This is a genomic window from Rhodococcus sp. P14, assembly GCF_000256505.1.
GTDB classification, from domain to species: Bacteria; Actinomycetota; Actinomycetes; order Mycobacteriales; family Mycobacteriaceae; genus Rhodococcus; species Rhodococcus ruber.
In genome coordinates this window covers 1-26,465 of sequence record NZ_AJFC01000166.1, presented here as the reverse complement: position 1 = coordinate 26,465, position 26,465 = coordinate 1, and the positions used below count along the sequence as shown (strand labels likewise).

The window sequence follows — 26,465 nt, the reverse complement described above, 5'->3', positions numbered from 1 at the left end:
CTCTCCCTCACCGCTCCGCCGGCTGGATGGACACGACGCCCATGCCGTCCCACCGCAACGAGAACGCCTCGCCGCTGCCCTGCCCGACGAACGTGCGCCACGAGACGTCGGTGACGAACGACTGGCTCAGCTGTCCCTTCGCGCACACGAACGCGTCCGGGTCGACGACGAGCGGGTACTGCGGGGAGACCTCGAGGTGGATCAGCGGACCCCCGGCCGAGAGCAGCGCGACCTGTCCGCTACCGGTGACCGTCGTGGTGAACAGGCCCTGACCGCTCATGTTGCCGCGCACCCCGGCGAACGTGACGTTCGTGCCGAGATTGCCGTTCAGGGCGAGCAGCTGCTCCGATTCGACCTGCAGCGTCTCGTTGTTCAACTCGAGCACCGTGACGTCCTGACCCTGGTGGGCGAGATAGACCACACCGTTGCCGGTGCACTCCATCAGCGACAGGCCCTCCCCGGTGGCCCGCTGGCGCAGACCGGCCAGCACGCCCTCGCCCCCGCCGAACCCGGCCGACTTGAACTGCACCTGACCCTCGTACGCCACCATCGACCCCGACAGTGCCCGGACACTGGTGTTGTTCAGGTGCGCCTCTATGACCCGTTTCGATTTCTCGACCAGTCGCATGCGGGAAGACGATAGACGCTCGTCCGCCGGTTCGCCCTTCCGGCTCGACGCCCGGTGGCGCGGACACCCCACAATGAGTGCGTGCCCGATGCTCCCGACCGGTCCCTGCTCGGCCGTGCCTTCGCAGTGCTGGGCGCGTTCACCGCCGAACGGCCGCGCCTGACCCAGTCGGAACTGAGCCGCCGGACCGGACTGCCCCTGCCGACGGTGTTCCGGTTGTGCGGTCAGCTCGTCGACGCCGGAGCGCTCGAGCGGCGGGCGGACGGCAGCTACCAGATCGGGGTGCGGGTATGGGAACTCGGCGCCCTCGCGCCGCGGGCCCACGGTCTGCGCCAGGTGGCGATGCCCTATCTCGAGGATCTGTTCGACGCGACGCGGGAGAACGTGCAACTCGTCGTCCGCGAGGGACTCGAGGCTCTGTACGTGGAGCGGCTCTCGGCGCGCGGCGCCGTGCCCGTCGTCGGCCGGGCCGGCGGCCGGCTACCCCTGCACGCGTCGAGCGGCGGGTTGGTGTTGCTCGCCCACGGCGGGACGGAGCTGCTGCAGGAGGTGCTCGACGCCGGACTCGAACGTTTCACCCCCGCCACGATCGTCGACGAGTCCCGGCTCCGACGGGTGCTCGACGACATCCGGCGGACCGGCGTCGTGATCGCCCGGGAGTACCTGAACGTCGGCACGATGGCGATGGCGGCGCCCATCCGGGAGCGCTCCGGCCGGGTCGTCGCCGCGGTGTCGGTGGTGGTGTCGATCGAGGCGGATCCCGCGCCGCTGATCCCGGCGATGCGGGCCGCCGCGAGCGGCATCTCCCGCAGGCTGACCTGAAGCCGTCTTTCGGTGAGTGAAAGCAGGGGGTGACGACGTGGTCCTTCCTGCCGGACAGTGAGGGGCATCACCGATCGTCCCCGTTTCCGAGGAGTCTTCCCATGAGCGAGTCCCGCACCCAGGTCGCGATCGTCGGCGCCGGCCCCGCCGGCCTGATGCTGTCGCACCTGCTGCATCTGCGCGGCATCGAGTCCGTCGTGCTCGAGGTGCGCTCGCGGGAGGACATCGAGGCCACCATCCGTGCGGGCGTGCTCGAGCAGAACACCGTCGACCTGATGGTCGAAACCGGGGTCGGCGACCGGCTGAAGGCCGAGGGCTACGAGCACCACGGCGTGGAATTCCGCTTCGGCGGCCGGGGACACCGCATCGCGTTCGACGAACTCGTCGGCCGGGCGGTCACCGTCTACCCGCAGCACGAGGTCAACAAGGACCTCATCGCGCGCCGCCTCGCCGACGGTGGCGACATCCGCTTCGGTGTCTCCGACGTGCAGGTCCACGATCACCTCACCGATCGGCCCTACCTCACCTACACCGATCCGCAGGGCGACCCGCAGCGTCTCGAGGCCCTGCTCGTCGCCGGCTGCGACGGCTCGCGCACCAGCACCCGCGGTCTCATTCCCGAGCCGCAGATCCGCACCGACCACTTCCGGCAGTACCCGTTCGCGTGGCTGGGCATCCTCGCCGAGGCGCCGCGCTCGTCCGAGGAACTGATCTACGCGCGGCACGAGCGTGGCTTCGCGCTCGTCTCGACCCGGACCGCCGACGTGCAGCGGCACTACCTGCAGGTCGATCCGGACGACGACATCGCGAACTGGTCCGACGACCGCATCTGGAGCGAACTGCACGCCCGGGTCGACGGGGAGGGTGCCGAGATCAAGGACGGCCGGATCTTCGAGAAGTCGATCCTGCAGTTCCGCAGCTTCGTGTGCGAACCCATGCAGCACGGCAACCTGTTCCTCGCCGGCGACGCCGCGCACACCGTCCCGCCCACCGGTGCCAAGGGCCTCAACCTCGCGGTCGCCGACGTCTTCGTGCTCGCCCGGTCGATGGACGAGTTCCTCACCCGCGGCGACCGCGCCCCGCTCGACGGCTACACCGATGAGGTCCTGCCGCGCGTGTGGCGGGCCCAGCACTTCTCGTGGTGGATGTCGTCGATGTTGCACACCCACCCGGGCAACAGCCCGTTCGACAACAAGCGGCAGGACGCCGAGCTCGACGCGGTCACCCGCTCCGTCGCGGGACGCACCCTGATCGCCGAGCAGTACACGGGCTGGCCGCTGGTCTGAGCCGCGGGAGTCCGCTGCGCGCTCCGCTCGGCGTCGACCGGCCGGCCGCGTCGAGCGGGCCGTGACCGCGGCATCGGCCGAGTAGCTCCGACGACAAGCTCCCGCTGGACGCGACATCCTCCCGCTCACGGGCCGTCAGTACGACGCGCGGCCGCCACTCGCGTCGTACACGGCGCCGGTCGAGAAGCTCAGCGCGTCCGAGGACAACCAGGCGACGAGTTCGGCGATCTCGTCCGGCCGGCCCATCCGGGCCATCGGCGTCAGGCTCTGCGACCGCGCCAGGATCGCCGGATCCGTTCCGGCGTTCATCGGGCTCTCCACAGCCGCGGGCGCAACCACGTTGGCGAGCACCCCGGTGGTCGCGATCTCCTTGCCGAGCGACTTCGTCAGCGCGATCACCGCGGCCTTGGACGCCGAGTAGGCGCTCTGGTTCGGGTTGCCGTCCTTGGCGGCGATGCTCGCCAGGTTCACCACCCGGCCCCAGCCGGCGTCGATCATCGCGGGAACGAAGGCGCGGCACATCAGGAACGTGCCGTCGACGTTGATGCGGAACGTCCGGTGCCAGTCGGACAGTGCGGTGTCGACGAGCGGCGCCGACGGTCCCACGACGCCGGCGCTGTTGACGAGGATGTCGATCCGCCCCAGTCGCGTACGCAGCCGTTCGACGGCGGCGGGGTCGGTGACGTCGACGCGTTCGTCGGCGCCGTCCGCGACATCGGCGGTGACGACCCGGATGCCTTCGGCGGACAGCCGCCTCGTGCAGGCCGCGCCGATCCCGCTCGCCCCGCCGGTGACGAGCGCGGTCGCGCCCGAGGGATAGGTCACCATACGGCTGCTCCTCGCCGGTGTGTGGATAGTAGTCTGAATCCATGTGCGAAATCGAAACAATCGACGGCGCACCATGTATGGATCTGGATATACGGCTGTAGGTACAGCCGTCAAGTCCCCGGAGGGATCGAGATGGAGATCCGCTGGCTTCAGGCCTTCGTCGCCGTCGCGGAGGAGCTGCACTTCGGGCGGGCCGCCGCCCGCTTGCAGATGGCGCAGTCGCCGCTGAGTCAGACGGTGCGCAAGCTCGAGAAGGACCTCGGTGTGCCGTTGTTCGAGCGTAATACGCGCAGCGTCGCCCTCACGGCGGGTGGGCACGCCTTCCTGCCTCACGCCTACCACATCCTCGAAAGCGTCGAGACGGCACAGCAGGCCACGCGCGCGTCCGCCGGCGGTGTGTACGGCCGCATCAAGATCGGGTTCACCGGTGTGCTGAACCATCTTTCGCTCCCGCCGCTGACCCGGGCGCTGCGGCAGCGGTACCCGGACATCGAACTCGACCTCGTCGGTCGCATCATGACCCGGGAGGCGGTCACCCAATTAGAGAGTGGCGCACTAGATCTCGCGTTCGTCGGGTTGCCGGTCCAGTCCGCGGCGGTGGCCACCCGGCTGATCCGCCGCGAGTCGTTCGGTGCCGTGCTGCCCTCCGACCATCCGCTCGCCGGGGAGCCGGAGATCGACCTGCACGACCTCGCGGACGACGGCTTCATCACCACGCCGTTGTCGGCGGGGTCGGCCCTGCAGGAGAGCGCCATGCGGGCGTGTCTCGACGCGGGGTTCCGCCCGCGCGTGGTCCAGGAGATCACCGACCCGTACATGATCCTGGTGCTCGTCTCGGCCGGTGTGGGGGTGGCGCTGATGACGTCGAGCATCGCGACGATCACGCCGCCGGGCACGGTTTTCGTCCCTCTCGCCGACGCATCCGTCTACATGCACCACGGGATCGGCTGGTCACCTCGGCGTGTGTCCCCCGCGCTCGAAGTCGCCTTGCGGGTCGCCGAGGAAATCCTTCCCACCCCGGATTGAGACGACAATCGTCTTTATCTGAGACTTTTTCAGTGTTGGACGCTGCATAGTGCGGCGTGTCAGGCTCGTTTCGTTCCGGCGACTGTGAGGGCCATCACCGAAGGCCGACTCGGCGTCCGTCGGATCCTGGGACGAAAGGAACGCCATGGCGAACACGCACGCTGCCGGCCCCGACGGACGACCGAACGAGAACGCCCGCCGGGCGGCCATCTCCGGTTTCCTGGGCAGCACCCTGGAGTACTACGACTTCTTCATCTACGGCTCCGCCGCAGCCCTCGTCTTCGGAAAGATCTTCTTTCCCGGCGACGGAGCGACGTCGACGCTGCTGTCGATCGGCACCCTCGGCGTCGCATACATCGCGCGCCCGCTCGGCGCGGTGCTGTGGGGGCACTGGGGCGACAAGTTCGGCCGGCGTAACGCCCTTCTGGCCTGCCTGCTGCTGATGGGCATCGCCACGTTCGTCATCGGCTGCCTGCCCACCTACGAACAGATCGGCATCGCCGCACCGGTGATCCTGGTGTTGCTGCGCCTGCTGCAAGGCCTGTCGGCCGGCGGCGAATCCCCGGGCTCGTCGTCCCTGACTCTCGAGCACGCCCCGGCGAACCGGCGCTCGTTCTTCACGTCGTTCACCATGAGCGGCATCATGTTCGGCATCGTCATCTCGAGCCTCGTGTTCATCCCGGTGGCGTCGCTTCCCGACGAGGCGCTCTACTCCTGGGGCTGGCGGGTGCCGTTCTGGCTCAGCATCGTCGTCACGGTGATCGCGGTGTGGCTGCGCCGCAAGCTCGACGAGCCCGAGGTGTTCGAGGAACTCCAGGAGAACGGCGAAACCGCAGCTCTTCCGGTCGTCGAGATGTTCCGGTCGCACTGGCGCACCGTCGTGCGGATCAGCCTCAGCGCCACGTTCGCCATGATCAACACGATCGTCAACGTCTTCGCGCTCGCCTACGCCGTGCAGGTCGAAGGCTTCGAGCGCTCCACGATGCTGTGGGCGATCGCCACCGCGAACTTCGTGGCGGTGCTCAGCCAGCCCGTCGCCGGGCTGCTCGCCGACCGGATCGGCCGTAAGCCGGTGTTCGTGTTCGGTGCCCTCGGCTCCGGGGCGATGGTGTTCGTCTTCTTCCACGCCATCGGAACCGGCAGCACACCAATGGTGTTCGCCTCGGGAATCGTTCTGATCGGCTTCTTCTACGCCATGCCGAACGGTGTGTACCCCGCCTACTTCCCGGAGCAGTTCCCGGCACGGGTCCGCTACACCGGCATGGCCGTGAGCCTCATGCTCGGTCTGCTCGTCGCCGGATTCACACCCGCCGTCGCGCAGATGCTCTCGGCGGGGGACACCAGCAACTGGACCCCGGTCGCCTGGATGTGCCTTGGCTTCGCGGTGCTGTCGTCGATCGCCGCCCTCACCGGGCCGGAGACCTATCGCACCCGCACCGAGGACCTGGGCGAGCGTCGCCCGGCGTCAGTGGCGCGACCGGCGCAGGAACTCGTCCGCAGCGACGTCTGACCGGCCACCGAGCCCCGGCGCCCGACGCGCCGGGGCCACGGCCCGTCCCATCCCGTAGGAGTAACCGTGACCCCGTCCACCGTTCGCCACCGCATCCGGCTCGTGGGGGCAGGCATCGCCTCGTCCCTGTCGCCGGCCCTCCACGAGCGCGAGGCCGCCGCACTCGGCCTGACCGACTACCGCTACGAACTGCTCGACCTCGAGACGGAGAACGTGCCCGTCGCACGCACCGGGGACCTGGTGCGCTCCGCCGTCGCCGACGGCTGCACCGGCCTGAACATCACCCACCCGTGCAAGCAGGCCGTCCTGCCGGTCCTCGACGATCTGTCCGACAACGCCCGTCTGCTCGGCGCGGTCAACACCGTCGTCGTCCGGGACGGGCGCCTGATCGGCCACAACACGGACCACAGCGGATTCCTCACGGCGCTGCGGCGCGGGTTGCCGGACGCCGCCCTGGATGCGGTCGTGCTGGTCGGTGCGGGCGGCGCCGGCTCGGCCGTGGCCTACGCCCTCGCCGCCGCGGGTGTCGCGGACCTGCGGATCGCCGACGTGGACGCCGTTCGCGCCGCGGACGTCTGCGCACGACTGTCCGCCGCCTTCCCCTCGACCCGGGCCACGGCTCTGGCGGTGGCGGCGATCCCGGCCGCCCTGCGCACGTGCACCGGGGTGGTCAACGCCTCGCCGATCGGCATGGTCGGCCACCCCGGGACGCCGTTCGACGTCGCTGCCCTGCACCCCCGCCTGTGGGTCGCGGACATCGTCTACCGGCCGATCCGAACCGAACTCATCTCGGCCGCAGTGGTTCTCGGCTGTGACGTGCTCGACGGCGGGCAGATGCTCGTCGCCCAGGCCGCCGACACGTTCGCGTTGCTCACCGGCATCGGCCCCGACGTGGATCGCATGCGACGTCACCTCGACGCGCTGCTGTCGAACCAGGTCCTCGCCACGCACCAGGAGGCACGATGACCACCACCCCCGCGTTCGCGCGGCCCCTGGACATGGGCCCGGTCCGATTGCGCAACCGCTTCGTGTCCGCGCCCATGGAACGCAACTACTGCGAGCCCGACGGCACGATGACCGACGCTTACATCGCCTACCTCGAGCGACGGGCCGCCGGCGGTGCCGCGCTCGTCTTCACCGAGGCGAGCTATGTGCGGGCCGACGGTAAGGGCCGCATCCGGCAGATGGGGGTGGACGTCGACGACCGCATCCCCGGCATCGCCCGGCTCGCCGAGGCGGTGCACGCTCACGGCGCGCTGCTCGGGGTCGAACTCAACCACGGTGGCCGCACCGCGCAGGGAGCGGTCAGCGGGTTCGTCCCCGTCGCCCCCACCCCGATCCCGTGCGCGGTGGTCGGCGGCGAGATGCCCGAGCAGCTCGACGGCGACGACATCGAGCACATCGTCGAATGCTTCGGCGAGGCCGCCGCGCGCTGCGCGGAGGCCGGCGTCGATGTGATCTCCCTGCACGGCGGCCACGGCTATCTCATCCACCAATTCCTCTCGCCGGCATACAACCACCGCGACGACGAGTGGGCCGACCCGACACTGTTCCTCAACCGGGTCATCGACGCGGTCCGCACCGCGGCTCCCGGTATCGCTCTGGGGCTGCGGTTCTCGGCGTTCGAGGCGGTCGACGGCGGGCTCGACGCGCAGTCGACCCGCGCGCGTATCGACGCGGTCGACACGCACCGGCTGGACTTCCTCGACGTCTCGGCCGGCAACTACGAGTCGGGGCAGTGGATCATCCAGCCGGGGGAGTGGCAGCGCGGTCTGCTCGCCCCGTACGCCGAACCGTACGCCCGCGACTTCGACATCCCGGTGGGCGTCGCCGGCCGGATCAGTTCCCCCGAGACGGCCGAGCACATCATCGCCTCCGGCCGCGCCGACTTCGTGAGTCTGGCCCGGACCCTGCACGCCGACCCGGACTTCCCGAATCGGGCGCTCGACGGGGGCCGGTACCGGCCTTGCATCGCCTGCAACTTCTGCATCGACAACCTTGCCGCGGGCCCGATTCCGTGTTCGGTCAACCCCTGGGTCGGCCGCGAGCTCGCGCAGCCGTCGACTCCGGCCGGGTCCCCGGTGCGGGTCGCCGTCGTGGGCGGCGGCCCGGCCGGCATGGCGGTCGCACGCGAACTCGCCCTGGCGGGCCACAGCGTCGACCTCTACGACGAGCGCAACACCCTGGGCGGCGACTTCGCGTTGGCCTCCCGGCTGCACGAGTATCCGGAATACCACCGGATCGTCGACTGGTACCGCGACGAATTGGTCGACCTCGACGTCACCTGCCATACCGGCACTCGGGTCGATGCCACGACCCTGGCGCCCTTCGGTTTCGACGCGGTGGTGCTCGCCACCGGTGGCCGCGGGCCCGCGATCGACATACCCGGCGCCCACACCCGGCGGATCCGCGACGTGCGGGAGTTCCTCGCCTCCGGAGATCCCGCGCCCGAGTCGATCACGATCTTCGGTGCCGACCGGGAGGCCGCGGCCGTGGCCGACGACCTGCTCCGGCACGGCACGACGGTCGTGCTGATCGGTCCGCAGGAGACGATCGCGCACGACGTCGGCCGCCGGGCGAAGATCGTCCTGTTGCCCCGGCTCGCGGCGAGCGAACGCCTCACCACACACCTGTCGTCGATCGTCACCCGGATCGAACCCGAGCACGTGGTCGTCTCGACGAACGGGCGCGAACGCACCGTCGCCGCACCCGGTGAGCTGCTCGTCTCGCACGGCATCGAGCCGCGCACCGACCTGCTGGCCGATCTGCGCCGGCTCGAGCCCCGCCTCGGCGTGCACTGCGTCGGCGACGCGAGCGGCGACGGCGGATCGATCCAGGCCGCGCTCGTCACCGCCGCCGACGTCGCCGTCCGGATCACCGAGGCCGCCGATTCGCGCGTGGGAGCCGGCGCATGAGCGCGGAGACCACCGCACCCGCGCCCGATTCCGTCCGCACCGCACTGCCGCGCCTGGGCCTGGGCACCTGGCCGCTCGTCGGGCCCGACGCCACCCGCGCCGTGCTCACCGGCATCGAGGCCGGCTACCGGCTGATCGACACGGCCGCGATCTACGGGAACGAGGACGCCGTCGGTGCCGCCCTCGCCACCTGCGGCGTGCCCCGCGAGGACCTGTTCGTCACCACGAAACTCCGCGGCAGCGACCATGTGTCCGGGGACGTCCGCGGCGCCGTGGAGCGCAGCCTCGAGCGCCTGGGCCTCGAGCGGCTCGACCTGTTCCTGATCCACTGGCCGCTGCCGCGGTTCGACCGGTATGCCGCGGCGTTCGAGGCCATGCTCGAGTGCCGCGACGCCGGGCTCGTGCGCTACGTGGGGGTGTCCAACTTCCTCGGTCACCACCTGCGCAGGGTGGTGGCCGAGACCGGGGAGGCGCCCGCCGTCAACCAGATCCAGATGGACCCGTCGCTGGCCCGGCTGCCCGTCCGCCGCGCGAACGACGAACTCGGCGTGTTCACGCAGTCGTGGAGCCCGCTCGGCCGCGGCGAGGTGCTCGCGGCCCCCGCCGTCGCCTCGATCGCGGACCGCATCGGCTGCACCCGTGCGCAGGTCGTGCTTGCCTGGCACCTCGCGCAGGGCGTCGTGCCGGTCGCGCGGTCGGCGAATCCGGCGCGCCAGGCCGAGAATCTGGCCGCCGTCGACGTGGCACTCACGGCAGCGGACGTCGCCGCGCTGAACCGGCTGGACCGCGGCGAAGCCGCAGCCCGGGACGTCGAACGAGAGGAGCACTTCTGATGGCCCTCCGCGCAGGCATCGTCGGATGCGGAAAGATCGCGGGCAACCACGCGCACGCGCTGCAGCAGGTGCCCGGCGTCGAGGTCGTCGCGTGCTGCGATCCCGACCTGGAGCGCGCCCGCGCCTTCGCCGCCCGGCACGGTATCGCTCACGCCGTCGGATCGGTGGACGAGCTGTTCGGGCTCGGCCTCGACGCCTGCACCGTGTGCACCCCGCACCCCGTGCACGAACAGATCGTCGTCGCCGCGGCCGAGGCCGGGATCCACGTGCTGTGCGAGAAGCCGATCGCGGTGGACGTGGCCGCGGCCGACCGGATGATCGCGGCCGCCGACCGCGCGGGCATCACCTTCGGGGTGTTGTTCCAGCGTCGATTCTGGCCCGCGGCCCGCCGCATCAAGGCGGCGATCGAGGACGGCCGTCTCGGCGTGCCCGTTCTCGGGGAGGTGTCGGTGCTCCTGCACCGCCCGTCCCGCTACTACTCGGCCGACGCGTGGCGCGGGCGGTGGGACACCGACGGCGGCGGCGTCCTGATGACGCAGGCCGTCCATCAGATCGACATGCTGCAGTGGTTCATGGGCGAGCCCGTCCGCGTCGGCGGGTTCGTCGGCACCCGCTTCCACGGCGAGCACATCGAAACCGAGGACACGGCCTCGGCCGTCGTCTCGTTCGCCTCCGGCGGCACCGCGACGATCACCGCCACCACCGGCGCCGGCCACAACCTCGGCAACCGCGTCACGGTGATCGGCGCAACCGGGGCGCTCGCGAGCGTCCTCGAGTTCCCCGAGGGACGGGAGGGCGTCAACGAGCTGTGGACCGTGCCGGGCGAGGTGGAGCTGCGGTCTCCGTATTCGCCGGCTGTCGACGCCAACCTCGACGTCCGCGACATCAACGCCGGGCTCACCGACTTCCACACCCTGCAGGTCCAGGACTTCGCCGAGGCGGTGCTGACCGGTCGCCGGCCCGCGGTGACCGGCCGCGACGCCCGCGCCTCACTGGCCGTCGTCGCCGCGATCTACGAATCCTCCCGCACCGGCAGAGTCGTCGAACTCTCGCCCGCACCCACCCCCGTCCCGTCCGGCAAGGAGCCCCGATGAACCCCGCCACAGTGTCCGAATCCCTCACCTACGACGTCGTCGTCGTCGGGTCCGGTGCCGGCGGGCTGTCCGCGGCCGTGGCTGCCGCCCACGGGGGCGCCTCCGTGCTCGTCGTCGAGAAGGCGGACGTGTGCGGCGGCGCCACCGCCTGGTCGGGTGGATGGATGTGGACACCGCGGAACCTGTTCGCCCACGCCGACGGTGTGCACGAGGACCGCGCGCAGCCGCGCCGCTACCTCGAACACCGGCTCGGGGACGAGTTCGATGCCGCCAAGGTGGATGCCTTCCTCGACGGCGCCCCCGAGATGGTCGAATTCTTCGAACGTCACACGGCGCTGCAGTTCGTCCCCGGTGCCGCCATCGCCGACATCCACGGTGACACGCCCGGCGCGGGCACGGGACACCGATCCGTCGCGCCGAAGCCGGTGAGCCTGCGCCGCCTCGGATCCGACGTCGCTGCGCTGCTGCGACGGCAGCTGTACGAGACCTCGTTCCTCGGCATGGGCATCATGGCCGGCCCGGACCTGCAGGCCTTCCTGCACTCGACGCGCTCCGGCCGCGCGTTCGTGCACTGTGCACGACGGGTCTCGACCCACATGCTCGACCTCGCCACCGAGCGCCGCGGCCAGCAACTGGTCAACGGCACCGCACTCGTGGGCCGGCTGCTGCGCTCCGCCCTCGACGCCGGCGTCGACATCCGGGTCGCCACCGCCGCCACCGCACTCGTCACCGACCCGTCCGGGCGCGTCACCGGAGTCCGGATCGACGGTCCCGGCGGTGCGCGTACCGTGTCCGCCCGCCGCGGTGTCGTCCTCGCCACCGGCGGGTTCACCCACGACATCGACCGGCGACGAGAGCTGTTCCCGCGGACTCCGAGCGGACGCGAACACTGGACGCTCACCCCGCCGACGACGACCGGCGACGGCATCTCACTGGGCGAATCCGTCGGCGGCCGCCTCGACCGCTCCCTCGCGTCACCGGTGGCGTACTGTCCCGTCTCCCTGGTCCGCTACCGCAACGGCAGGCAGGGGGTGTTCCCGCACATCCTGGACCGCGGAAAGCCCGGCGTCATCGGGGTGCTCGCCGACGGGCGCCGCTTCGTCAACGAGGCGCTCGGCTACCACGACTACACCCTGGCCATGATCGAACAGGTGCCGGACGGCGAGGAGGTGTGCTCCTGGCTGATCGCCGACCAGCAGTACCTGCGGTACTTCCCGCTCGGCATGGCCAAGCCCTTCCCGATCCCCACCTGGCCCTACCTGCGATCCGGATACCTCTCGAAGGGGCGCACGATCCGCGACCTCGCGGAGAAGATCGGCGTCGACCCGGACGGGCTCAAGAAGACCGTCACCGCGTTCAACGAGAGCGCCCGAGTCGGGGAGGATCCCGAATTCGGCCGTGGCACCACACCGTTCAACGTCAAGTCCGGCGACGCGGACAACCCCTGGCCGAACCCGTCCCTCGCCCCGCTCGAACGCGGTCCCTTCTACGCCGTCAAGGTCGTCCCGGGCAGTTTCGGCACGTTCGCCGGCCTGGTCACCGACTCGTCGTCGCGGGTGCTGAACGGCGACGACCGGCCGATCGACGGGCTGTTCGCGGTCGGTGTCGACCAGTCCAGCGTGATGGGCGGCCACTATCCCTCCGGCGGAATCAACCTGGGCCCGGCAATGACCTTCGGGTACCTGACCGGACGCCGACTCGCCTCGACCACAGGAGCCACCCGATGAGCACCCCACTCGGCCTCGCCGCCCTCACCGTCCTCGACACACCGCCGCTGCAGCACGTCGACCTCGCCGAGCGGCACGGCTTCGACACGATCGGACTGCGTCTGCTGCCCGCAGCGCCCGGCACCACCGCCTATCCACTGCACGAGGACGACGCCGCGCTCTCCGCACTCGTCCGGCGGCTGAACGATTCTCCGGTCGAGGTGTTCGATCTCGAGATCATCCGAATCGGACCGGATTTCGACGCGACGGCGTACGTGCCGCTGCTCGAGGCCGGGGCCCGGCTCGGGGCGAAGGCGGTGCTCGTCGGCGGCGACGACCGCGACCGTAGCCGTCTCACCGACTCGTACGCGCGGCTGGCGGAACTGTGCGCCTCCTACGGCATCGTCGCGAGCCTCGAATTCATGCCGTGGACCGCGGTTCCCGACGCGAAGACCGCGGTGGAGATCGTCGGGCAGGCCGACGGCCCGGCCCGCAGCGTCCTCGTCGACGCGCTGCACGTCGCGCGTTCGGCCACGTCGCCCGAGGACCTGGCCGCGATTCCGCGCGAGTGGCTGCACTATGCCCAGATGTGCGACGGCTCGGTTCCCGCCCCGCGTGACCACGCGGAGCTGATCCGGCACGCCCGCGAGGAACGCCTGGTGCCGGGGTCGGGGGGCATCGACCTGCCGGCGATCTGGTCCGCCCTCCCGGCGGGGCTGCCGGTGAGCATCGAGTTGCCGAACGAGCCGTTGCGCCGAGCGGTCGGCACGGACGTCTGGCTCGAGCAACTGATCACGGCGGCCAGGGCCGTACTGGGTCGGGTCCCGGCCGCCGCGACCATCGAGTAGCTGCGCCGCACAGTTGAATTCGCTCGGAACATCGAAATCCGCCCACGCCGTGACGTGGGCGGATTCCGGTTCACCGCACGGATCCTGTGTGCGTGGGGTCAGAGACCGAGGTCCTTGGCGATGATCGTCTTCATGACCTCGCTGGTGCCGCCGTAGATGCGGCTGACGCGGGTGTCCGCGTAGAGCCGCGCGATCGGGTATTCGAGGACGTAGCCGTATCCGCCGTGCAGCTGCAGGCACTTGTCGATGATGCGGCCGGCGGCTTCGGTGCCGAACAGCTTGGCACGTGCCGCATCCGGCACGGTGAGCTCTCCGCGGTCGTGCAGCTCGAGGGCGTTGTCGACCATCAACTGCACGGCCTGCAACTCGGTGGAGCATTCGGCGAGCACGAACTTGGTGTTCTGGAACGCGGCGACTGGCTTGCCGAACACCTTGCGGTCCTTGGTGTATGCGAGTGCGTGCTGCAGGGCGGCGGCCGCGGTGGCGGATGCGCCGAATGCGATCGTCAGACGTTCCTGCGCGAGGTTGTGCGTCAGGTAGGAAAAGCCCTTGCCCTCCTCACCGAGCAGATCCTGCACCGGCACCCGGACGTCGGTGAACGACAGTTCCGCGGTGTCGGAGGTCTTGAGGCCGATCTTCTCGATCTTGCGGCCGACGGCGAACCCCTCGGTGGTGGTGTCGACGACGAGGATCGACAGCCCGGCCCGCCGGTTCTCCGGGTCGAACGGGGCCGTGCGGCACACCGTGAGGATGCGGTCGGCGAGCACACCGCCGGTGATGAACGTCTTCGCGCCGTTGACGATGTAGTGGCTGCCGTCCTCGGACAGCTTCGCCGTCGTCGAGATGTTCGCGAGGTCCGATCCCGTGCCGGGTTCGGTCATGGCGATCGCGAACATCAGATCGCCGGAACAGAATCCGGGCAGCCAGCGCTGCTTCTGCTCGTCCGTGCCGTACTCCATCAGGTACGGCAGGATCAGATTCGTGTGCACGGAGTAGGAGCCGAACGACGCGCCGGCCGCAGCGACCTCCTCGGCGACGACCGCGTTGAACTTGATCGACGACTCGCCACCGCCGCCGTACTCCTCGGGTGCCTGGATACCGAGGATACCGAGTTCGCCGAGACGACGGTAGAAGTCACGCGGGGGATGACCGTCGGCTTCCCACTCGTGATGGACGGGTGCGACTTCCTTCGCGATGAAGTCGCGGACGGTCTTGCGGAACGCTTCGTGGTCTTCGTCGAACACCGTACGCTGCACGGTCGGTCTCCTCGGGTCTCGGGTAGATGGGGACTGCAGCTGAATCGGGACTGCAGCTGGATCGGGGCTACAGCTGGATCGGGGCTACAGCTGAATCGGGGCTACAGCTGGATCGGGACTACAGTGCGTATTCGCGCAGGACGCCCTTGCTGATGATCGTCTTCTGGATCTCGCTGGTGCCCTCGCCGATGAGCAGGAACGGTGCCTCGCGCATGAGCCGCTCGATCTCGTACTCCTTGGAGTAGCCGTAGCCGCCGTGGATGCGGAAGCTGGCCTGGGTGACCTCCGAGCAGTACTCGCTGGTGAGGTATTTCGCCATGCCGGCAGCGACGTCGTTGCGTTCGCCGGAGTCCTTCAGGCGTGCCGCGTTGACCATCATCAGGTGGGCGGCCTCGACCTTGGTGGCCATCTCGGCGAGCGAGAACGAGATCGCCTGGTGCTGGGCGATGGGCTTGCCGAACGTGGTGCGCTGCTGCGCGTACCGGGCGGCGAGCTCGAACGCGCGGACGGCGACGCCGCAGGCGCGGGCGGAGACGTTGACGCGGCCGACCTCGACCCCGTCCATCATCTGGTAGAAACCCTTGCCCGGGGTGCCGCCGAGAACGTCGGCGGCCTTGGCGCGGTAGTTGTCGAAGATCAGTTCGGTGGTGTCGATCCCCTTGTAGCCCATCTTGTCGATCTTGCCGGGGATCGTCAGGCCCGGGGCGACCTCGCCGAAGCCGGCGGGCTTCTCGACGAGGAACGTGGTGAGGTTCTCGTGCGCCTTGGCGGCACCTTCCTCGGTGCGCACCAGGGCGGCGACGAGGGTGGAGCTGCCGCCGTTGGTCAGCCACATCTTCTGGCCGTTGACCACGTAGTCGCCGTCGGCGTCGCGCTTGGCCTTCGTGCGGATCGCGGCGACGTCCGAGCCCAGTTCCGGTTCGGACATCGAGAAGGCACCGCGCGTCTCGCCGGTGGCCATCTTCGGCAGGTAGTAGTTCTTCTGCTCGTCGGTGCCGTGCTGACGCAGCATGTAGGCGACGATGAAGTGAGTGTTGATCACACCGGACACGCTCATCCAGCCGCGGGCGAGCTCCTCGACGCACAGCGCGTAGGTCAGCAGCGACTCGCCGAGTCCGCCGTACTCCTCGGGGATCATCAGCCCGAACAGGCCCATCTCGCGCATCTGATCGACGATGTCCTGCGGGTAGGTGTCCGAATGCTCGAGTTCCTGGGCGTTCGGGATGATCTCGCGGTCGACGAACCGCCGGACGGTCGCGAGGATCTCGGTCTGGAACTCGGTCAGGCCGAGGGTCTGGGCGAGGCGGGTCATACGGCGAGGTCCTTCTCGAGGGCGGGGAGGGTGCCGGCGGGAACCCGGATGGTCCCGTCGGTGGCGAGGCGATCGATCTCCTGAGGCGTCAGGCCCAGGTGCTCGGCGAGGACGGCGGCGGTGTCGTCGCCGTTGGCCGGCGCCGGCCGGGGGGTGGGGTGGATACCGTCGAACGACATCGGCAGGCTGGGGGCCAGGTGTCCGCCGACACGCGGCTGGTCGACGTACTGGAACACCGGATTGGCGGTCACGCGAGGGTCTTTCGCGATCTCGGCGAAGGTGCGGTACCGCTCGTGCAGGATCGAGGTGCCCGCGAGGGAGGTGGCCACCTCGGCGGCGGTGTGCTCGCGGAACCACACGGCGAACAACGCGTCGAGCACCTCGCGGTGCCGGTAGCGGTCGCCCTCGTCGCGGAAGTCGGCGCCCAGGGCGGATTCGAGCGCGCCCACCGCGGTCGTCGTGCCGGTCAGGTCGGTCAGGTCCCGGAAGTGCCGCGGGGTCAGCGCGACGACCATGAAGGAGGCGCCGTCGGACGTGGTGAAGTCGCGCCCGTAGGTGCCGTAGACGGAGTTGCCGATGCGGTCGCGTTCGGGCCCGCCGAGCTGGGCCTCGGCGAGATAGCCGAGGTTTCCGGCGGTGGCGAGGGCGACGTCCTCGAGCGGCAGCACGATCTTGGCGCCCGCGCCGGTGACCTCGCGGCGGTGCACCGCGGACGCCACCGACAGCGCGGCGTAGAGACCGCATGCGAGGTCCCACGCCGGCAGCAGGTGATTGACCGGGCCGTCGTGGCCGACGGGACCGGTGGCGAGCGGGAAGCCGGCGGCGGCGTTGACGGTGTAGTCGACGGCGGAGCCGCCGTCGGCGCGGCCGAGGACCTGCACGTGGATCAGGTCGGGACGGATCGCGGCGAGGCTGTCGTAGTCCAGCCAGTCCCGCCCGGCCGCGTTGGTGACGAGCACCCCGGCGTCGGTGATCAGATCACGGATCAGACTGTGCGCCTCTGGATCCCGGAAGTCGGCGGCGAAGGAACGCTTGCCCTTGTTCAGACCCGCCCAGTAGATCGATTCGCCGTCGTCGGTGACGGGCCACCGATGGTAGTCGGCGGCCCCGCCGATCGGGTCCACGCGGACGACCTCGGCACCGAGCTGCGCGAGCGTCATGCCGCACAGGGGAGCCGCGATGAAACTCGAGACCTCGACGACCCGCACCCCGGCCAGGGGCGCGGTGGACGAGGGGAGCTCGTCGATGGAAGCAGTGGGGTTCATGTCGCCTGTCCTCATCCGCCCGGACGTCGGAGCCCGGAACGCGCCGACGAAGTTGTACGGCCAAATATGCAGCACCGCCGGACCGTAGGACCAACACCGTTCGGCTATAGGTCGGTTAGCGGCCGTCAATGGCCCCGTTCGCACCGCCGGAAGTCCATAGGTATCGGTGATCGGTCGATTCACCGACCGGACATTGCTTCAGTGACCTACACCACGTTGAATGGATGCCGAGCGCCTGATCGGTGCACATCTCTCGGTCGACGACGCACCGTCCGACCGACACATCCCTTCGAGCCATTAAGGGGACACTCCGGTGACCACTGGCGAAATCTCGCACGACGCAGCGCACGGCGCCCCGCCGAAGGGGGCTACCCCACTCGTCAGCGGCAAGCAGGCGTGGGGCATGACCGGCCTCGTGATCTTCCTGTACGTCGTCAACTATGCCGACAAGGCTGTGCTGGGCATCATCGCGCAGCCGCTGGCTCGCGAGCTGGGACTGTCCTCCTCCCAGATCGGCCTCGTCGGATCCTTGTTCTTCGTGACCTTCACGCTCGGCGGTTTCCTCGCCGGCCCCCTCAACAAGTACCTCACCCTGCGGTGGGCGCTGCTGGCGCTGGGCGCCGTCTGGTCGGTGGTCATGCTGCCGCTGGTCGTCTCGGCGAGCCTGATGATGCTGATCGTCACCCGCATGCTGCTCGGCCTGGCCGAGGGCCCCAGCTCCGCGCTCATGCACACCGCCGCGTACTCCTGGCATCCCCCGGCCAAGCGCGGCCTGCCCGGCGCGTTCCTCGCCGGCTCGGCGTCGGTCGCGAAGATCGCCCTCGCTCCGATCCTCGCCTACATCACCGTCCAGTGGGGCTGGCGCGCCGCCCTGATCGCGCTGTCGATCCTCGGTGCCTTGTGGATGGCGTCGTGGCTGACCGGCTGGAAGGAAGGCCCGTTCACCGCGACGGCCGTGAAGAAGGGGACCGGCGCCGCCTCCACCGAGCCGTCGGTGCCGTGGAAGAAGATCTTCCTCACCCGCACGTTCCTCAGCTGCGTCGTCCTGATCATGGTCGTCTACGCGCTCACCACCGTCGTGCTGACCTGGCTGCCCTCCTACTTCGAGGTGGGTCTCGGCTACAGCGCCCTGCAGGCCGGCTCGATGTTCGCCCTGCCGTCGATCGTCGGCCTGATCCTGATGGTCACGTCCGGTTCGGTCACCGACCGGCTCGCCCAGCGCGGCTACCGCTCCCGCGTCGTGCGGATCATCGTTCCCGGTGCCGGTGTCCTGATCTGCGGTTCCGTCCTGGTGTTCCTGCCCAGCATCGGCACCCCGGCCCTGGCGGTCGCGGCCGTGTCCATCGGCTACGGCTTCGGGGCGATCGCCTTCCCCCTCATCAACGCCGCGATCTCCGAGCTGTGCCCGCCGCAGCAGACCGCCGGCACGATGGGCGTGTTCCTCGCGCTCATGGCCGTCGGCGGCCTCGTCGCCCCCTACGGCACCGGTGTGCTCGTCGACAACGCCGCCACCGCGGCCGAGGGCTACGCGACCGCGTTCCAGGTCATCGGTGCGCTGGGCATCGTCGCCGCGATCCTGGTCCTGGTCTTCGCGAACCCGGAACGCGACCGCGCCGTCATCCGGTCGGAGGCCCCCGCGAAGGCATAGCTTCCGCCTAACGGAGCCATCCACCGAATGTCCTTTCCCCACCGGCCGGGTGCGTGATCGACTCGATATCGAGGGCCACCACCCGGCCGGTCGTCGTCTCCCGCTACTGCAAAGGATCCACCCATGCGCGATGCCGTGATCGTCGATGCCGTCCGCACCCCCGTCGGACGCCGGGGCGGCGCCCTGTCCGAGATCCACCCCGTCAACCTGTCGGCACATGTGCTGACGGCGCTGGCCGAACGGGTCGGGCTCGATCCGGGCACCGTCGACGACGTGATCTGGGGTTGCGTCAGCCAGGTCGGCGAGCAGGCCGGCATCGTCTCCCGCTCGGCGGTGCTCGCCGCCGGCTGGCCCGTGACGGTTCCGGCCACCACGCTGACCCGGGCCTGCGGTTCGAGCCAGCAGGCGGTCTCGTTCGCCGCCGCCACCGTCCTGTCCGGCCAGAACGACGTGGTGATCGCCGGCGGCGTCGAGGTGATGAGCCGGGTGCCGATGGGCACGGCCGCGAAGAACGGCGAGCACTTCCCGACGGAGGTGCTCGACCGGTTCGGCGTCGACGGCTTCAGCCAGGGCGTCGGCGCGGAGATGATGGCCGAGAAGTGGTGCCTGTCCCGCACCCTCCTCGACGAGTTCTCGCTGCGTTCGCACGAGCGTTCCGCCGCCGCGACCGACGCCGGAGCCTTCACCGGGCAGCTCGCGCCGATCGCCGGGCTGACCGCCGACGAGGGCATCCGCCGCGGCGGCAGTGTCGAATCGCTCGCCAAGCTGAAGACGGTCTTCAAGGAGGACGGGGTGATCCACGCCGGCAACTCCTCGCAGATCTCCGACGGCGCGGGAGCCCTGCTCGTCACCACCAGCGAGTACGCGGCCGCCCAGGGGTGGACGCCGATGGCGCGGATCCACACCGCCGTCGTCGCCGCCGACGACCCGGTCATCATGCTCACCGGACCGATCCCCGCCACCCAGAAGGCCCTCGACCGCTCGGGCCTGTCGCTCGACGACATCGGGGCCTTCGAGATCAACGAGGCGTTCGCACCGGTTCCGCTCGCGTGGCAGGCCGAGACCGGCGTCGACGACGCGCGCCTGAACCCGGTCGGGGGCGCCATAGCCGTGGGGCACCCGCTCGGCGGATCCGGCGCGATCCTCATGACTCGACTGGCACATCACATGCGCGACAACGGAATCCGATACGGTCTGCAGTCGATGTGCGAGGCCGGCGGCATGGCCAACGCCACCATTCTCGAACTGCTCTGACACGCACTTCACGCAAAGGAACGAAAGATATGGAACTGAAGGGTCTTTCCGTCGCGATCACCGGCGGCGCCTCCGGTCTCGGCCTGGCCACCGCCCGCCGCGTCCTCGACGCCGGCGGCACCGTCACCCTCGTCGACCTGCCCGGCTCACCGGGCGCCGACGTCGCGAAGTCCCTCGGTGACGGCGCCACGTTCGCTGCGGCCGACGTCACCGACGCCGAGCAGTTCGCCGCCGCCCTGGACGTCGCGCACGAGCGCGGCGGTCTGCGCGGGCTCGTGCACTGCGCCGGCGCCGGCCGCAAGATGCGCGTTCTCGACAGGGACGGCAAGGCCGGTTCGCTCGAGGACTTCGAGTTCGTGATCCGCCTCAACCTCATCGGGTCGTTCAACGCGCTGCGCCTCGGCGCCGAGCGCATGGCCGCGCTCGAGCCGGTCGACGGCGAGCGCGGTGCCATCGTGATGACCGCCTCCGTCGCGGCGTTCGAGGGTCAGATCGGCCAGATCAACTACTCGGCGTCCAAGGCCGGCATCGTCGGCATGACCGTCGTCGCCGCCCGCGACCTGGCGAGCAAGAACATCCGCGTCAACACGATCGCCCCGGGCATCATGGACACCCCGCTGCTGGCCCGCCTGCGCGACGACGTGCGGGCCTCGCTCGAGAAGACCGTGCCGAACCCGGCGCGCCTGGGCCGCCCCGACGAGTTCGGTCAGCTCGCCACGTCGATCCTCGAGAACGGCTACCTCAACGGTGAGACCATCCGGCTCGACGGCGCCATCCGCATGGCCCCGCGCTGAGGTGGCGACGATGAGCACCGACGTGCCGGCCCTGTCGCTGACCTACCCGGACGTGACGATGGCGGTGTGGGCGCCGAGCATGGCCGCCCTGTACGGCGACCGCCCCGCGATCGTCGACGGGGACCGGATGTGCACATACCGGGAACTCGACGAGCGCTCCGCGCAGTTCGCCTCCGCCCTCCAGGGAGCCGGTGTGGCCCCGTGCGACGTGGTGCTGATGCACGTGGGCAACTGCATCGAGTTCCTCGTCGCCTACTACGGCGCGCTCCGGGCCGGGGCGACCGTGACGCTGGTCAATCCGCTGCAACCGGAACCCGGCCTGCGCAAGCAGATCGAGGAGACCGGCGCCGTCGCGGCCGTGACCCAGACGCAGCAGTTGGGGGTGCTGCTCGGCGCTGCCGCGGGCACCACCGTCGCGACGATCGTGGTGGCATCCGGCGACCCTGTCTCCGCGCCACCCACGTCCGCAGCTGTGGTGCGGTTCGACGACTTCCTCGCCGGGCAGCCCACCGCATTCACACCGGCGCACGTCGCCGGAACGGACGTCGCGCACCTGGCCTACACGGGCGGCACCACCGGCATCTCCAAGGGCGTGCGGGTGCTGCACCGCAACGTGGTCGCCAACGTGACCCAGATGTGCGGGTGGCGGGCCGCCCACCAGGTCGTCGCCACCGGCGACGGGCTGGTCGCCCTGCGCCCGATCGAGGGGCTCGACGTGCACGGGGTGATCCCCGGTGAGGGCGCCACCGTCGTCGTGTCCCCGCTGTTCCACGCCCACGCGCTGATCAACACGTCGTTCCTGCTGCTGTGCGGCCTCACGCAGGTGCTCGCGGGTCGCTTCGACCCCGCGCGCATGCTCGAGCTCGTCGAGCGGCACCGCGTCAGCTACATCACCGGCAGCCCGGCCATGTGGCATGCGCTGGCCACCCACCCGGACGTCGCGCGTCGGGACACCACGTCGGTGCGGGTCGTGTCGTCGGGTGCGGCGCCGATCGATCACGTCACGCTCGAGGCGCTCGGGGTGGCGTTCCCGAACGCCCGTGTGGCCGAGGGTTACGGCCTGACCGAGGGCACGTGCGTGGTCACCGCCATGCCGCTGGTCGTCGGATCGGCCTACCGTCTCGGCAGTGTGGGCCTGCCCCTCTTCGACACCGAGCTCGAGATCCGGGCACAGGGCGATCCGAGCGTCGTCCTCGGTGAGGGCGAGCGCGGCGAGCTGTGGATCCGGGGCCCGCAGGTGACCGACGGCTACCTCGGCCATCCCGAGATCACGGCGCAGCAGTACGTGGACGGCTGGCTCGACACCGGCGACATCGCCTACCGCGACGCCGACGGCTACGTCTACATCTGCGATCGCGCCAAGGACATGCTGATCTACAAGGGCTACAACGTGTATCCGCGTGAGCTCGAGGAGATCCTGGTGTCCCATCCGGCGGTGTCGACGGCCGCGGTGGTCGGCCGGGAGGCCGGCAGCGTCGGCCAGGAACCGGTCGCCTTCGTGGTGCCGGTGCCGGGCACGCAACCCGACCCGGCCGAGCTGATGGCGTTCGTCGCCGAGCAGGTCTTGCCCTACAAGAAGATTCGCGAGATCGTCCTCGTGGACGCACTGCCCACCTCCGCGGCGGGCAAGGTGCTCAAGACGGACCTGCGGACGCGGCTCGAGCAGTCCGCAGCCACGCGCTGAACCATCCTCGCCGTGCGTGTTTTCGGTAGTACCGACTACCGGAAACACGCACGGCGAGGCCGTTCTGCCCGTGCGTGGTTCTGGTAGCCCTTGCTGCCAGAAACACGCACGGGTGCGGGTCAGCCGCGCTGGGCCTGCTTGACGAGTCCGCCGCCGATGATCAGGCGCTGGATCTCGCTGGTGCCCTCGTACAGGCGCAGCAGCCGCACGTCCCGGTAGATCCGCTCGACCGGCACCTCCCGCATGTAGCCGGTGCCGCCGTGGATCTGCACCGCCAGATCGGCGACCTTGCCGACCATCTCCGTGCAGAACAGCTTCGCCGCCGACGGCGCGATCCGCCGGTCGGTGCCTGCCACCCACGCCCGCGCCGCGTCGCGCACCAGCGCCCGCCCGGCCATCACCCCGGTCTGCTGATCGGCGAGCATCGCCTGCACCAGCTGGAAGCTGCCGATCGCGGTGCCGCCCTGCGTGGCGGTCGCCGCGTACGCCACCGACTCGTCCAGCGCGCGCTGCGCCTGCCCCACCGACAGCGCCGCGATGTGCACCCGCCCCCGGGCCAGCGACGTCATCGCGGCCTTGTAGCCGACGTCCTCGCTGCCGCCGACCAGCGCCGCCGCCGGCACCCGCACCTGGTCGAAGTGCACGTCCGCGGTCCAGGCCCCCTCCTGGCCCATCTTCGCGTCCTTGCTGCCCACCGTCACGCCCGCGGTGTCGGCGGGGACGAGGAACACCGCGATGCCGGTGCCGTTCGCGTCGGCGGGGCGGGTGCGGGCGAACACGACGAACAGGTCCGCGATCGGGGCGTTGGTGATGAACCGCTTCTCACCGGTGAGCACCCAGTCGTCGCCGTCGCGCACGGCCTTGGTGCGCAGCCCGGCCGGGTTCGAGCCGGCGCCGGGCTCGGTGAGGGCGAACGACGCGACGACCTCGCCGGAGGCGATCTTCTCGAGCCACTGCGTCTTCTGCTCGTCGGTGCCGAACCCGACGAGGACCTGGCCGGCGATGCCGTTGTTGGTGCCGAACATCGACCGCAGCGACAGGGTGGTGTAGCCCAGTTCCATCGCCAGTTCGGCGTCCTGCATCAGGTTCAATCCGAGCCCGCCCCACTGCTGCGGGATGGCGTACCCGAACAGACCCATCTCCTTGGCCGCGGCGCGGATGTCGTCGGGGATCGCGTTCGTGTCGGCGATCTCCTGTTCGCGCGGCACGACCACGCCACGCACGAATGCGCGGGTCTGGGCGAGGATTTCCTGGAAGTCGTCGTCGTCCACCTCAGTGGCCGGCATCGCAGTCGAGGTTGTCATGACACCACCATCGGTTCCGGGACCTCGGGTGTCCAATACGAATCGCCCCATCACCACATAGGCACTGTCGATGAATCGGGCGGGGTCGAATCACCGGTCCTCTCGGTATATTCGGAGCATCAGCCGACGGGCGTCGCCCGCGTCCTCGATTCATCGGTGTCTTCCCGCCGTCCCCGGACCGGGCAGGCTCGTGCGAAAGGAACCTCATGTCACTGCTGGAGAACCGAACCGCCGTCGTCACCGGAGGCGCTCAGGGCATCGGTTTCGCAATCGCACAGGAGTTCGTCGACGCCGGCGCCCGGGTGGTCCTCGGCGACCTCGACCTCGACGCCGCCACGGCCGCCGCCGAGAAGCTCGGCGGCCGCGACGTGGCCCGCGCGGTGCGGTGCGACGTCGTGAACGCGGACGAGTGGGACACGCTCCTCGCGGAGGCCGTCGACGGATTCGGCTCGCTCGACGTCGTCGTCAACAATGCCGGCATCACCCGCGACGCGACGATGCGCACCATGACCGAGGAGGACTTCGACCTGGTGATCGCCGTGCACCTCAAGGGCACCTGGCACGGCACCCGCAAGGCGTCGGCGATCATGCGCGACGCCAAGCGCGGCGCCATCGTCAACATCTCGTCGCTCTCCGGCAAGGTCGGGATGGTCGGTCAGACCAACTACTCGGCGGCGAAGGCAGGTATCGTCGGCCTGACCAAGGCCGCCGCGAAGGAGATGGCGCACCACGGCGTGCGCGTCAACGCGATCCAGCCGGGCCTGATCCGTTCCGCGATGACCGAGGCCATGCCGCAGAAGGCGTGGGATCAGAAGATGAGCGAGATTCCCATGGGCCGACCGGGCGAGGTGTCCGAGATCGCATCCGTGGCCCTGTTCCTCGCCTCCGACATGTCCTCCTACATGACCGGCACCGTGCTCGAGGTCACCGGCGGCCGCTTCATGTGAGTCCCTGTCTCACCGTCTCTTTCACTATCCCTCTCCTCTCCCGAAGGTCGTCATGCGCGAAGTCGTCATCTGCGAGCCCGTCCGCACCCCCATCGGTCGCTACGGTGGAATGTTCAAGTCCCTCAACGCCGTAGACCTCGGTGTCGCCGCCCTGAAGGGCCTGCTCGACCGCACCGGGATCGCCCCCGACTCGATCGAGGACGTCATCCTCGGCCACTGCAACGGCAACAGCGAAGCGCCGGCCATCGGCCGTGTCGTCGCGCTCGACGCCGGACTCCCGATCACGGTGCCGGGCATGCACATCGACCGTCGTTGCGGCTCGGGTCTGCAGGCCGTCATCCAGGCAGCGCTGCAGGTGGGCAACGGCGACAACGACGTCGTCGTCGCCGGCGGTGCCGAGTCGATGAGCAACGCCTCGTTCTATTCCGTCGACATGCGCTGGGGCGGTGCGCGCACCGGTGTGCAGATGCACGACAGTCTGGTGCGGGCCCGCGCCACCGCGGGCGGACGCCACTACCCGGTGCCCGGCGGCATGATCGAGACCGCCGAGAACCTGCGCCGCGACTACGGCATCAGCCGGCTCGAGCAGGACGAACTCGCCGTGTCGTCCCATGCCCGGGCCGTCGCCGCGCAGAAGAACGGCATCCTCGCCGAGGAGATCGTGCCGGTCACCGTCACCACCCGTGCCGGCGACGAGGTCATCGACACCGACGAGCATCCCCGTCCGGACGTCACCGTCGAGTCGCTGGCGAGGCTGAAGCCGATCATGGGCAAGCAGGATCCCGAGGCGACGGTCACCGCCGGCAATGCCAGCGGCCAGAACGACGCCGCATCGATGTGCCTGGTCACGACCCCGGAGAAGGCCGCGGAGCTGGGGTTGACCCCGCTGGTTCGGGTCGTGTCCTGGGGGCTGGCCGGCGTGGCGCCGAAGATCATGGGCATCGGCCCGGTCCCGGCCACGGAGAAGGCCCTCGCGAAGGCCGGCATCACCCTCGCGGACGTCGACGTCATCGAGCTCAACGAGGCGTTCGCGGCGCAGGCGCTCGCGGTGACCCGCGAATGGAATTTCGGCGCAGCCGATTTCGAACGCACCAACGTCCACGGTTCCGGCATCTCCCTCGGCCACCCCGTCGGCGCGACCGGCGGCCGCATGCTGGCGACGCTCGCCCGCGAGCTGCACCGCCGCGACGGCCGTTACGCCCTCGAGACGATGTGCATCGGCGGCGGCCAGGGCCTGGCCGCGGTATTCGAAAAGGCGGCGTAGCCGCCGGTGTGTCCTTTGGGTTGCCAGGGCCGCCCAAAGGGCACACCGGCGCGTCAGCGCCGGCGGCGCGTCAGCGCCGGCGTACCAGGTCGACGAACGCCTGACCGACCGCCGACAGAGAGGCGGGGTCGAAGGCGAGTCCGTACGCGCGCGCCAGCCGCGGTTCGCATGCGCGGACCACGACCCGGTCCCCGGCGGCCTCGGCGGGTACCCGATCCACGATCGACCCGCCGAGTCCAGC

General features: G+C 70.0%; 22 protein-coding genes and 1 pseudogene. 16 read left to right on the top strand and 7 right to left on the bottom strand.

The features are described 5' to 3' along the window. Window positions 1-7: 7 nt before the first annotated feature. Entirely contained in the window at window positions 8-628 is a 621-nt protein-coding gene (locus tag OEY_RS0112085) for an AIM24 family protein (protein WP_010594130.1), read from the bottom strand. Between the two features lie 81 nt (window positions 629-709). On the opposite strand from OEY_RS0112085, the gene OEY_RS0112080 reads away from it, so the two are divergent. Together OEY_RS0112080 and OEY_RS0112075 are read left to right on the top strand one after the other, a co-directional pair. Further along, entirely contained in the window at window positions 710-1,450 is a 741-nt protein-coding gene (locus tag OEY_RS0112080; RefSeq protein ID WP_010594129.1) for an IclR family transcriptional regulator, read from the top strand. Between the two features lie 101 nt (window positions 1,451-1,551). Further along, a complete protein-coding gene (locus tag OEY_RS0112075; protein WP_010594128.1) occupies window positions 1,552-2,736 on the top strand; it encodes a 4-hydroxybenzoate 3-monooxygenase in 1,185 nt (394 codons plus the stop codon). Window positions 2,737-2,871: 135 nt separating this feature from the next. Here OEY_RS0112075 and OEY_RS0112070 read toward each other — a convergent pair whose 3' ends face one another. Next, window positions 2,872-3,564, bottom strand: coding sequence for an SDR family NAD(P)-dependent oxidoreductase (locus OEY_RS0112070; protein ID WP_010594127.1), 693 nt, complete (start codon window positions 3,562-3,564; stop codon window positions 2,872-2,874). A gap of 132 nt (window positions 3,565-3,696) precedes the next feature. On the opposite strand from OEY_RS0112070, the gene OEY_RS0112065 reads away from it, so the two are divergent. The 8 genes from OEY_RS0112065 (at window position 3,697) to OEY_RS0112030 (ending at window position 13,496) form a co-directional block, all read left to right on the top strand. Continuing rightward, window positions 3,697-4,590 carry a LysR family transcriptional regulator gene (locus tag OEY_RS0112065; RefSeq protein ID WP_010594126.1) on the top strand — a complete coding sequence of 298 codons (894 nt, stop codon included), beginning with the start codon at window positions 3,697-3,699 and terminating at the stop codon, window positions 4,588-4,590. A gap of 145 nt (window positions 4,591-4,735) precedes the next feature. After that, entirely contained in the window at window positions 4,736-6,100 is a 1,365-nt protein-coding gene (locus OEY_RS0112060) for an MFS transporter (RefSeq protein WP_010594125.1), read from the top strand. 66 nt (window positions 6,101-6,166) lie between these two features. After that, window positions 6,167-7,066 (top strand): shikimate dehydrogenase, encoded by a 900-nt coding sequence (locus tag OEY_RS0112055; RefSeq protein ID WP_010594124.1) that lies wholly within the window; start codon window positions 6,167-6,169, stop codon window positions 7,064-7,066. Beyond that, window positions 7,063-9,015, top strand: a complete 1,953-nt coding sequence (locus OEY_RS0112050; RefSeq protein WP_010594123.1) for an oxidoreductase — start codon at window positions 7,063-7,065, stop codon at window positions 9,013-9,015. The genes OEY_RS0112055 and OEY_RS0112050 overlap by 4 nt, the downstream gene beginning before the upstream one ends. Then, window positions 9,012-9,848, top strand: coding sequence for an aldo/keto reductase (locus tag OEY_RS0112045; protein ID WP_010594122.1), 837 nt, complete (start codon window positions 9,012-9,014; stop codon window positions 9,846-9,848). Before OEY_RS0112050 ends, OEY_RS0112045 begins: the two co-directional genes overlap by 4 nt. Next, window positions 9,848-10,942 carry a Gfo/Idh/MocA family protein gene (locus tag OEY_RS0112040; RefSeq protein WP_010594121.1) on the top strand — a complete coding sequence of 365 codons (1,095 nt, stop codon included), beginning with the start codon at window positions 9,848-9,850 and terminating at the stop codon, window positions 10,940-10,942. Before OEY_RS0112045 ends, OEY_RS0112040 begins: the two co-directional genes overlap by 1 nt. Further along, window positions 10,939-12,669, top strand: a complete 1,731-nt coding sequence (locus tag OEY_RS0112035; RefSeq protein WP_010594120.1) for an FAD-dependent oxidoreductase — start codon at window positions 10,939-10,941, stop codon at window positions 12,667-12,669. Before OEY_RS0112040 ends, OEY_RS0112035 begins: the two co-directional genes overlap by 4 nt. After that, the gene (locus OEY_RS0112030) at window positions 12,666-13,496 is read left to right on the top strand and encodes a sugar phosphate isomerase/epimerase family protein (RefSeq protein WP_010594119.1); all 831 of its coding nucleotides are present in this window, start codon (window positions 12,666-12,668) and stop codon (window positions 13,494-13,496) included. The genes OEY_RS0112035 and OEY_RS0112030 overlap by 4 nt, the downstream gene beginning before the upstream one ends. Before the next feature lie 98 nt (window positions 13,497-13,594). On the opposite strand, the gene OEY_RS0112025 is transcribed toward OEY_RS0112030, so the two are convergent. The 3 genes from OEY_RS0112025 to OEY_RS0112015 form a co-directional block, all read right to left on the bottom strand. Further along, a complete protein-coding gene (locus OEY_RS0112025; protein WP_010594118.1) occupies window positions 13,595-14,752 on the bottom strand; it encodes an acyl-CoA dehydrogenase family protein in 1,158 nt (385 codons plus the stop codon). A gap of 118 nt (window positions 14,753-14,870) precedes the next feature. Further along, complete coding sequence (locus OEY_RS0112020) at window positions 14,871-16,064, bottom strand: acyl-CoA dehydrogenase family protein (RefSeq protein ID WP_010594117.1); 1,194 nt, start codon at window positions 16,062-16,064, stop codon at window positions 14,871-14,873. Continuing rightward, complete coding sequence (locus OEY_RS0112015; RefSeq protein ID WP_010594116.1) at window positions 16,061-17,329, bottom strand: CoA transferase; 1,269 nt, start codon at window positions 17,327-17,329, stop codon at window positions 16,061-16,063. Before OEY_RS0112015 ends, OEY_RS0112020 begins: the two co-directional genes overlap by 4 nt. A 313-nt stretch (window positions 17,330-17,642) precedes the next feature. Between OEY_RS0112015 and OEY_RS0112005 the strand changes: the two genes are divergently transcribed. The 4 genes from OEY_RS0112005 to OEY_RS0111990 all read left to right on the top strand — a co-directional run bounded on the left by OEY_RS0112005 (window position 17,643) and on the right by OEY_RS0111990 (window position 22,709). Further along, a complete protein-coding gene (locus OEY_RS0112005; RefSeq protein ID WP_026137614.1) occupies window positions 17,643-18,977 on the top strand; it encodes an MFS transporter in 1,335 nt (444 codons plus the stop codon). 123 nt (window positions 18,978-19,100) lie between these two features. After that, window positions 19,101-20,231 (top strand): thiolase family protein, encoded by a 1,131-nt coding sequence (locus OEY_RS0112000; RefSeq protein ID WP_010594114.1) that lies wholly within the window; start codon window positions 19,101-19,103, stop codon window positions 20,229-20,231. A gap of 29 nt (window positions 20,232-20,260) precedes the next feature. Then, the gene (locus tag OEY_RS0111995; RefSeq protein ID WP_010594113.1) at window positions 20,261-21,025 is read left to right on the top strand and encodes an SDR family NAD(P)-dependent oxidoreductase; all 765 of its coding nucleotides are present in this window, start codon (window positions 20,261-20,263) and stop codon (window positions 21,023-21,025) included. A gap of 10 nt (window positions 21,026-21,035) precedes the next feature. Beyond that, window positions 21,036-22,709, top strand: a complete 1,674-nt coding sequence (locus OEY_RS0111990; protein WP_010594112.1) for a class I adenylate-forming enzyme family protein — start codon at window positions 21,036-21,038, stop codon at window positions 22,707-22,709. Between the two features lie 119 nt (window positions 22,710-22,828). On the opposite strand, the gene OEY_RS0111985 is transcribed toward OEY_RS0111990, so the two are convergent. After that, the gene (locus OEY_RS0111985; protein ID WP_026137613.1) at window positions 22,829-24,013 is read right to left on the bottom strand and encodes an acyl-CoA dehydrogenase family protein; all 1,185 of its coding nucleotides are present in this window, start codon (window positions 24,011-24,013) and stop codon (window positions 22,829-22,831) included. Window positions 24,014-24,219: 206 nt separating this feature from the next. Here OEY_RS0111985 and fabG point away from each other — a divergent pair, with 206 nt between their 5' ends. Continuing rightward, window positions 24,220-24,960: a 3-oxoacyl-ACP reductase FabG gene (fabG, locus tag OEY_RS0111980; RefSeq protein WP_010594110.1), complete on the top strand. Its 741-nt coding sequence runs from the start codon at window positions 24,220-24,222 to the stop codon at window positions 24,958-24,960. Between the two features lie 52 nt (window positions 24,961-25,012). Further along, complete coding sequence (locus OEY_RS0111975) at window positions 25,013-26,224, top strand: acetyl-CoA C-acetyltransferase (RefSeq protein WP_010594109.1); 1,212 nt, start codon at window positions 25,013-25,015, stop codon at window positions 26,222-26,224. A 70-nt stretch (window positions 26,225-26,294) separates the two neighbouring features. Here the strand turns inward: OEY_RS0111975 and OEY_RS28380 are convergent. Next, window positions 26,295-26,465 (bottom strand): annotated as a pseudogene (locus OEY_RS28380) (LysR family transcriptional regulator); the annotation flags it as partial.

Coding starts and splice junctions, on each gene's coding strand:
- OEY_RS0112085 (WP_010594130.1), bottom strand. CDS start 628: ATGCGACTGGTCGAGAAATCGAAACGGGTCATAGAGGCGCACCTGAAC.
- OEY_RS0112045 (WP_010594122.1), top strand. CDS start 9,012: ATGAGCGCGGAGACCACCGCACCCGCGCCCGATTCCGTCCGCACCGCA.
- OEY_RS0112030 (WP_010594119.1), top strand. CDS start 12,666: ATGAGCACCCCACTCGGCCTCGCCGCCCTCACCGTCCTCGACACACCG.
- OEY_RS0111975 (WP_010594109.1), top strand. CDS start 25,013: ATGCGCGAAGTCGTCATCTGCGAGCCCGTCCGCACCCCCATCGGTCGC.
- OEY_RS0111990 (WP_010594112.1), top strand. CDS start 21,036: ATGAGCACCGACGTGCCGGCCCTGTCGCTGACCTACCCGGACGTGACG.
- OEY_RS0112070 (WP_010594127.1), bottom strand. CDS start 3,564: ATGGTGACCTATCCCTCGGGCGCGACCGCGCTCGTCACCGGCGGGGCG.
- OEY_RS0112015 (WP_010594116.1), bottom strand. CDS start 17,329: ATGAACCCCACTGCTTCCATCGACGAGCTCCCCTCGTCCACCGCGCCC.
- OEY_RS0112035 (WP_010594120.1), top strand. CDS start 10,939: ATGAACCCCGCCACAGTGTCCGAATCCCTCACCTACGACGTCGTCGTC.
- OEY_RS0112050 (WP_010594123.1), top strand. CDS start 7,063: ATGACCACCACCCCCGCGTTCGCGCGGCCCCTGGACATGGGCCCGGTC.
- OEY_RS0112000 (WP_010594114.1), top strand. CDS start 19,101: ATGCGCGATGCCGTGATCGTCGATGCCGTCCGCACCCCCGTCGGACGC.
- OEY_RS0111985 (WP_026137613.1), bottom strand. CDS start 24,013: ATGACAACCTCGACTGCGATGCCGGCCACTGAGGTGGACGACGACGAC.
- OEY_RS0112020 (WP_010594117.1), bottom strand. CDS start 16,064: ATGACCCGCCTCGCCCAGACCCTCGGCCTGACCGAGTTCCAGACCGAG.
- OEY_RS0112065 (WP_010594126.1), top strand. CDS start 3,697: ATGGAGATCCGCTGGCTTCAGGCCTTCGTCGCCGTCGCGGAGGAGCTG.
- OEY_RS0111995 (WP_010594113.1), top strand. CDS start 20,261: ATGGAACTGAAGGGTCTTTCCGTCGCGATCACCGGCGGCGCCTCCGGT.
- fabG (WP_010594110.1), top strand. CDS start 24,220: ATGTCACTGCTGGAGAACCGAACCGCCGTCGTCACCGGAGGCGCTCAG.
- OEY_RS0112040 (WP_010594121.1), top strand. CDS start 9,848: ATGGCCCTCCGCGCAGGCATCGTCGGATGCGGAAAGATCGCGGGCAAC.
- OEY_RS0112060 (WP_010594125.1), top strand. CDS start 4,736: ATGGCGAACACGCACGCTGCCGGCCCCGACGGACGACCGAACGAGAAC.
- OEY_RS0112075 (WP_010594128.1), top strand. CDS start 1,552: ATGAGCGAGTCCCGCACCCAGGTCGCGATCGTCGGCGCCGGCCCCGCC.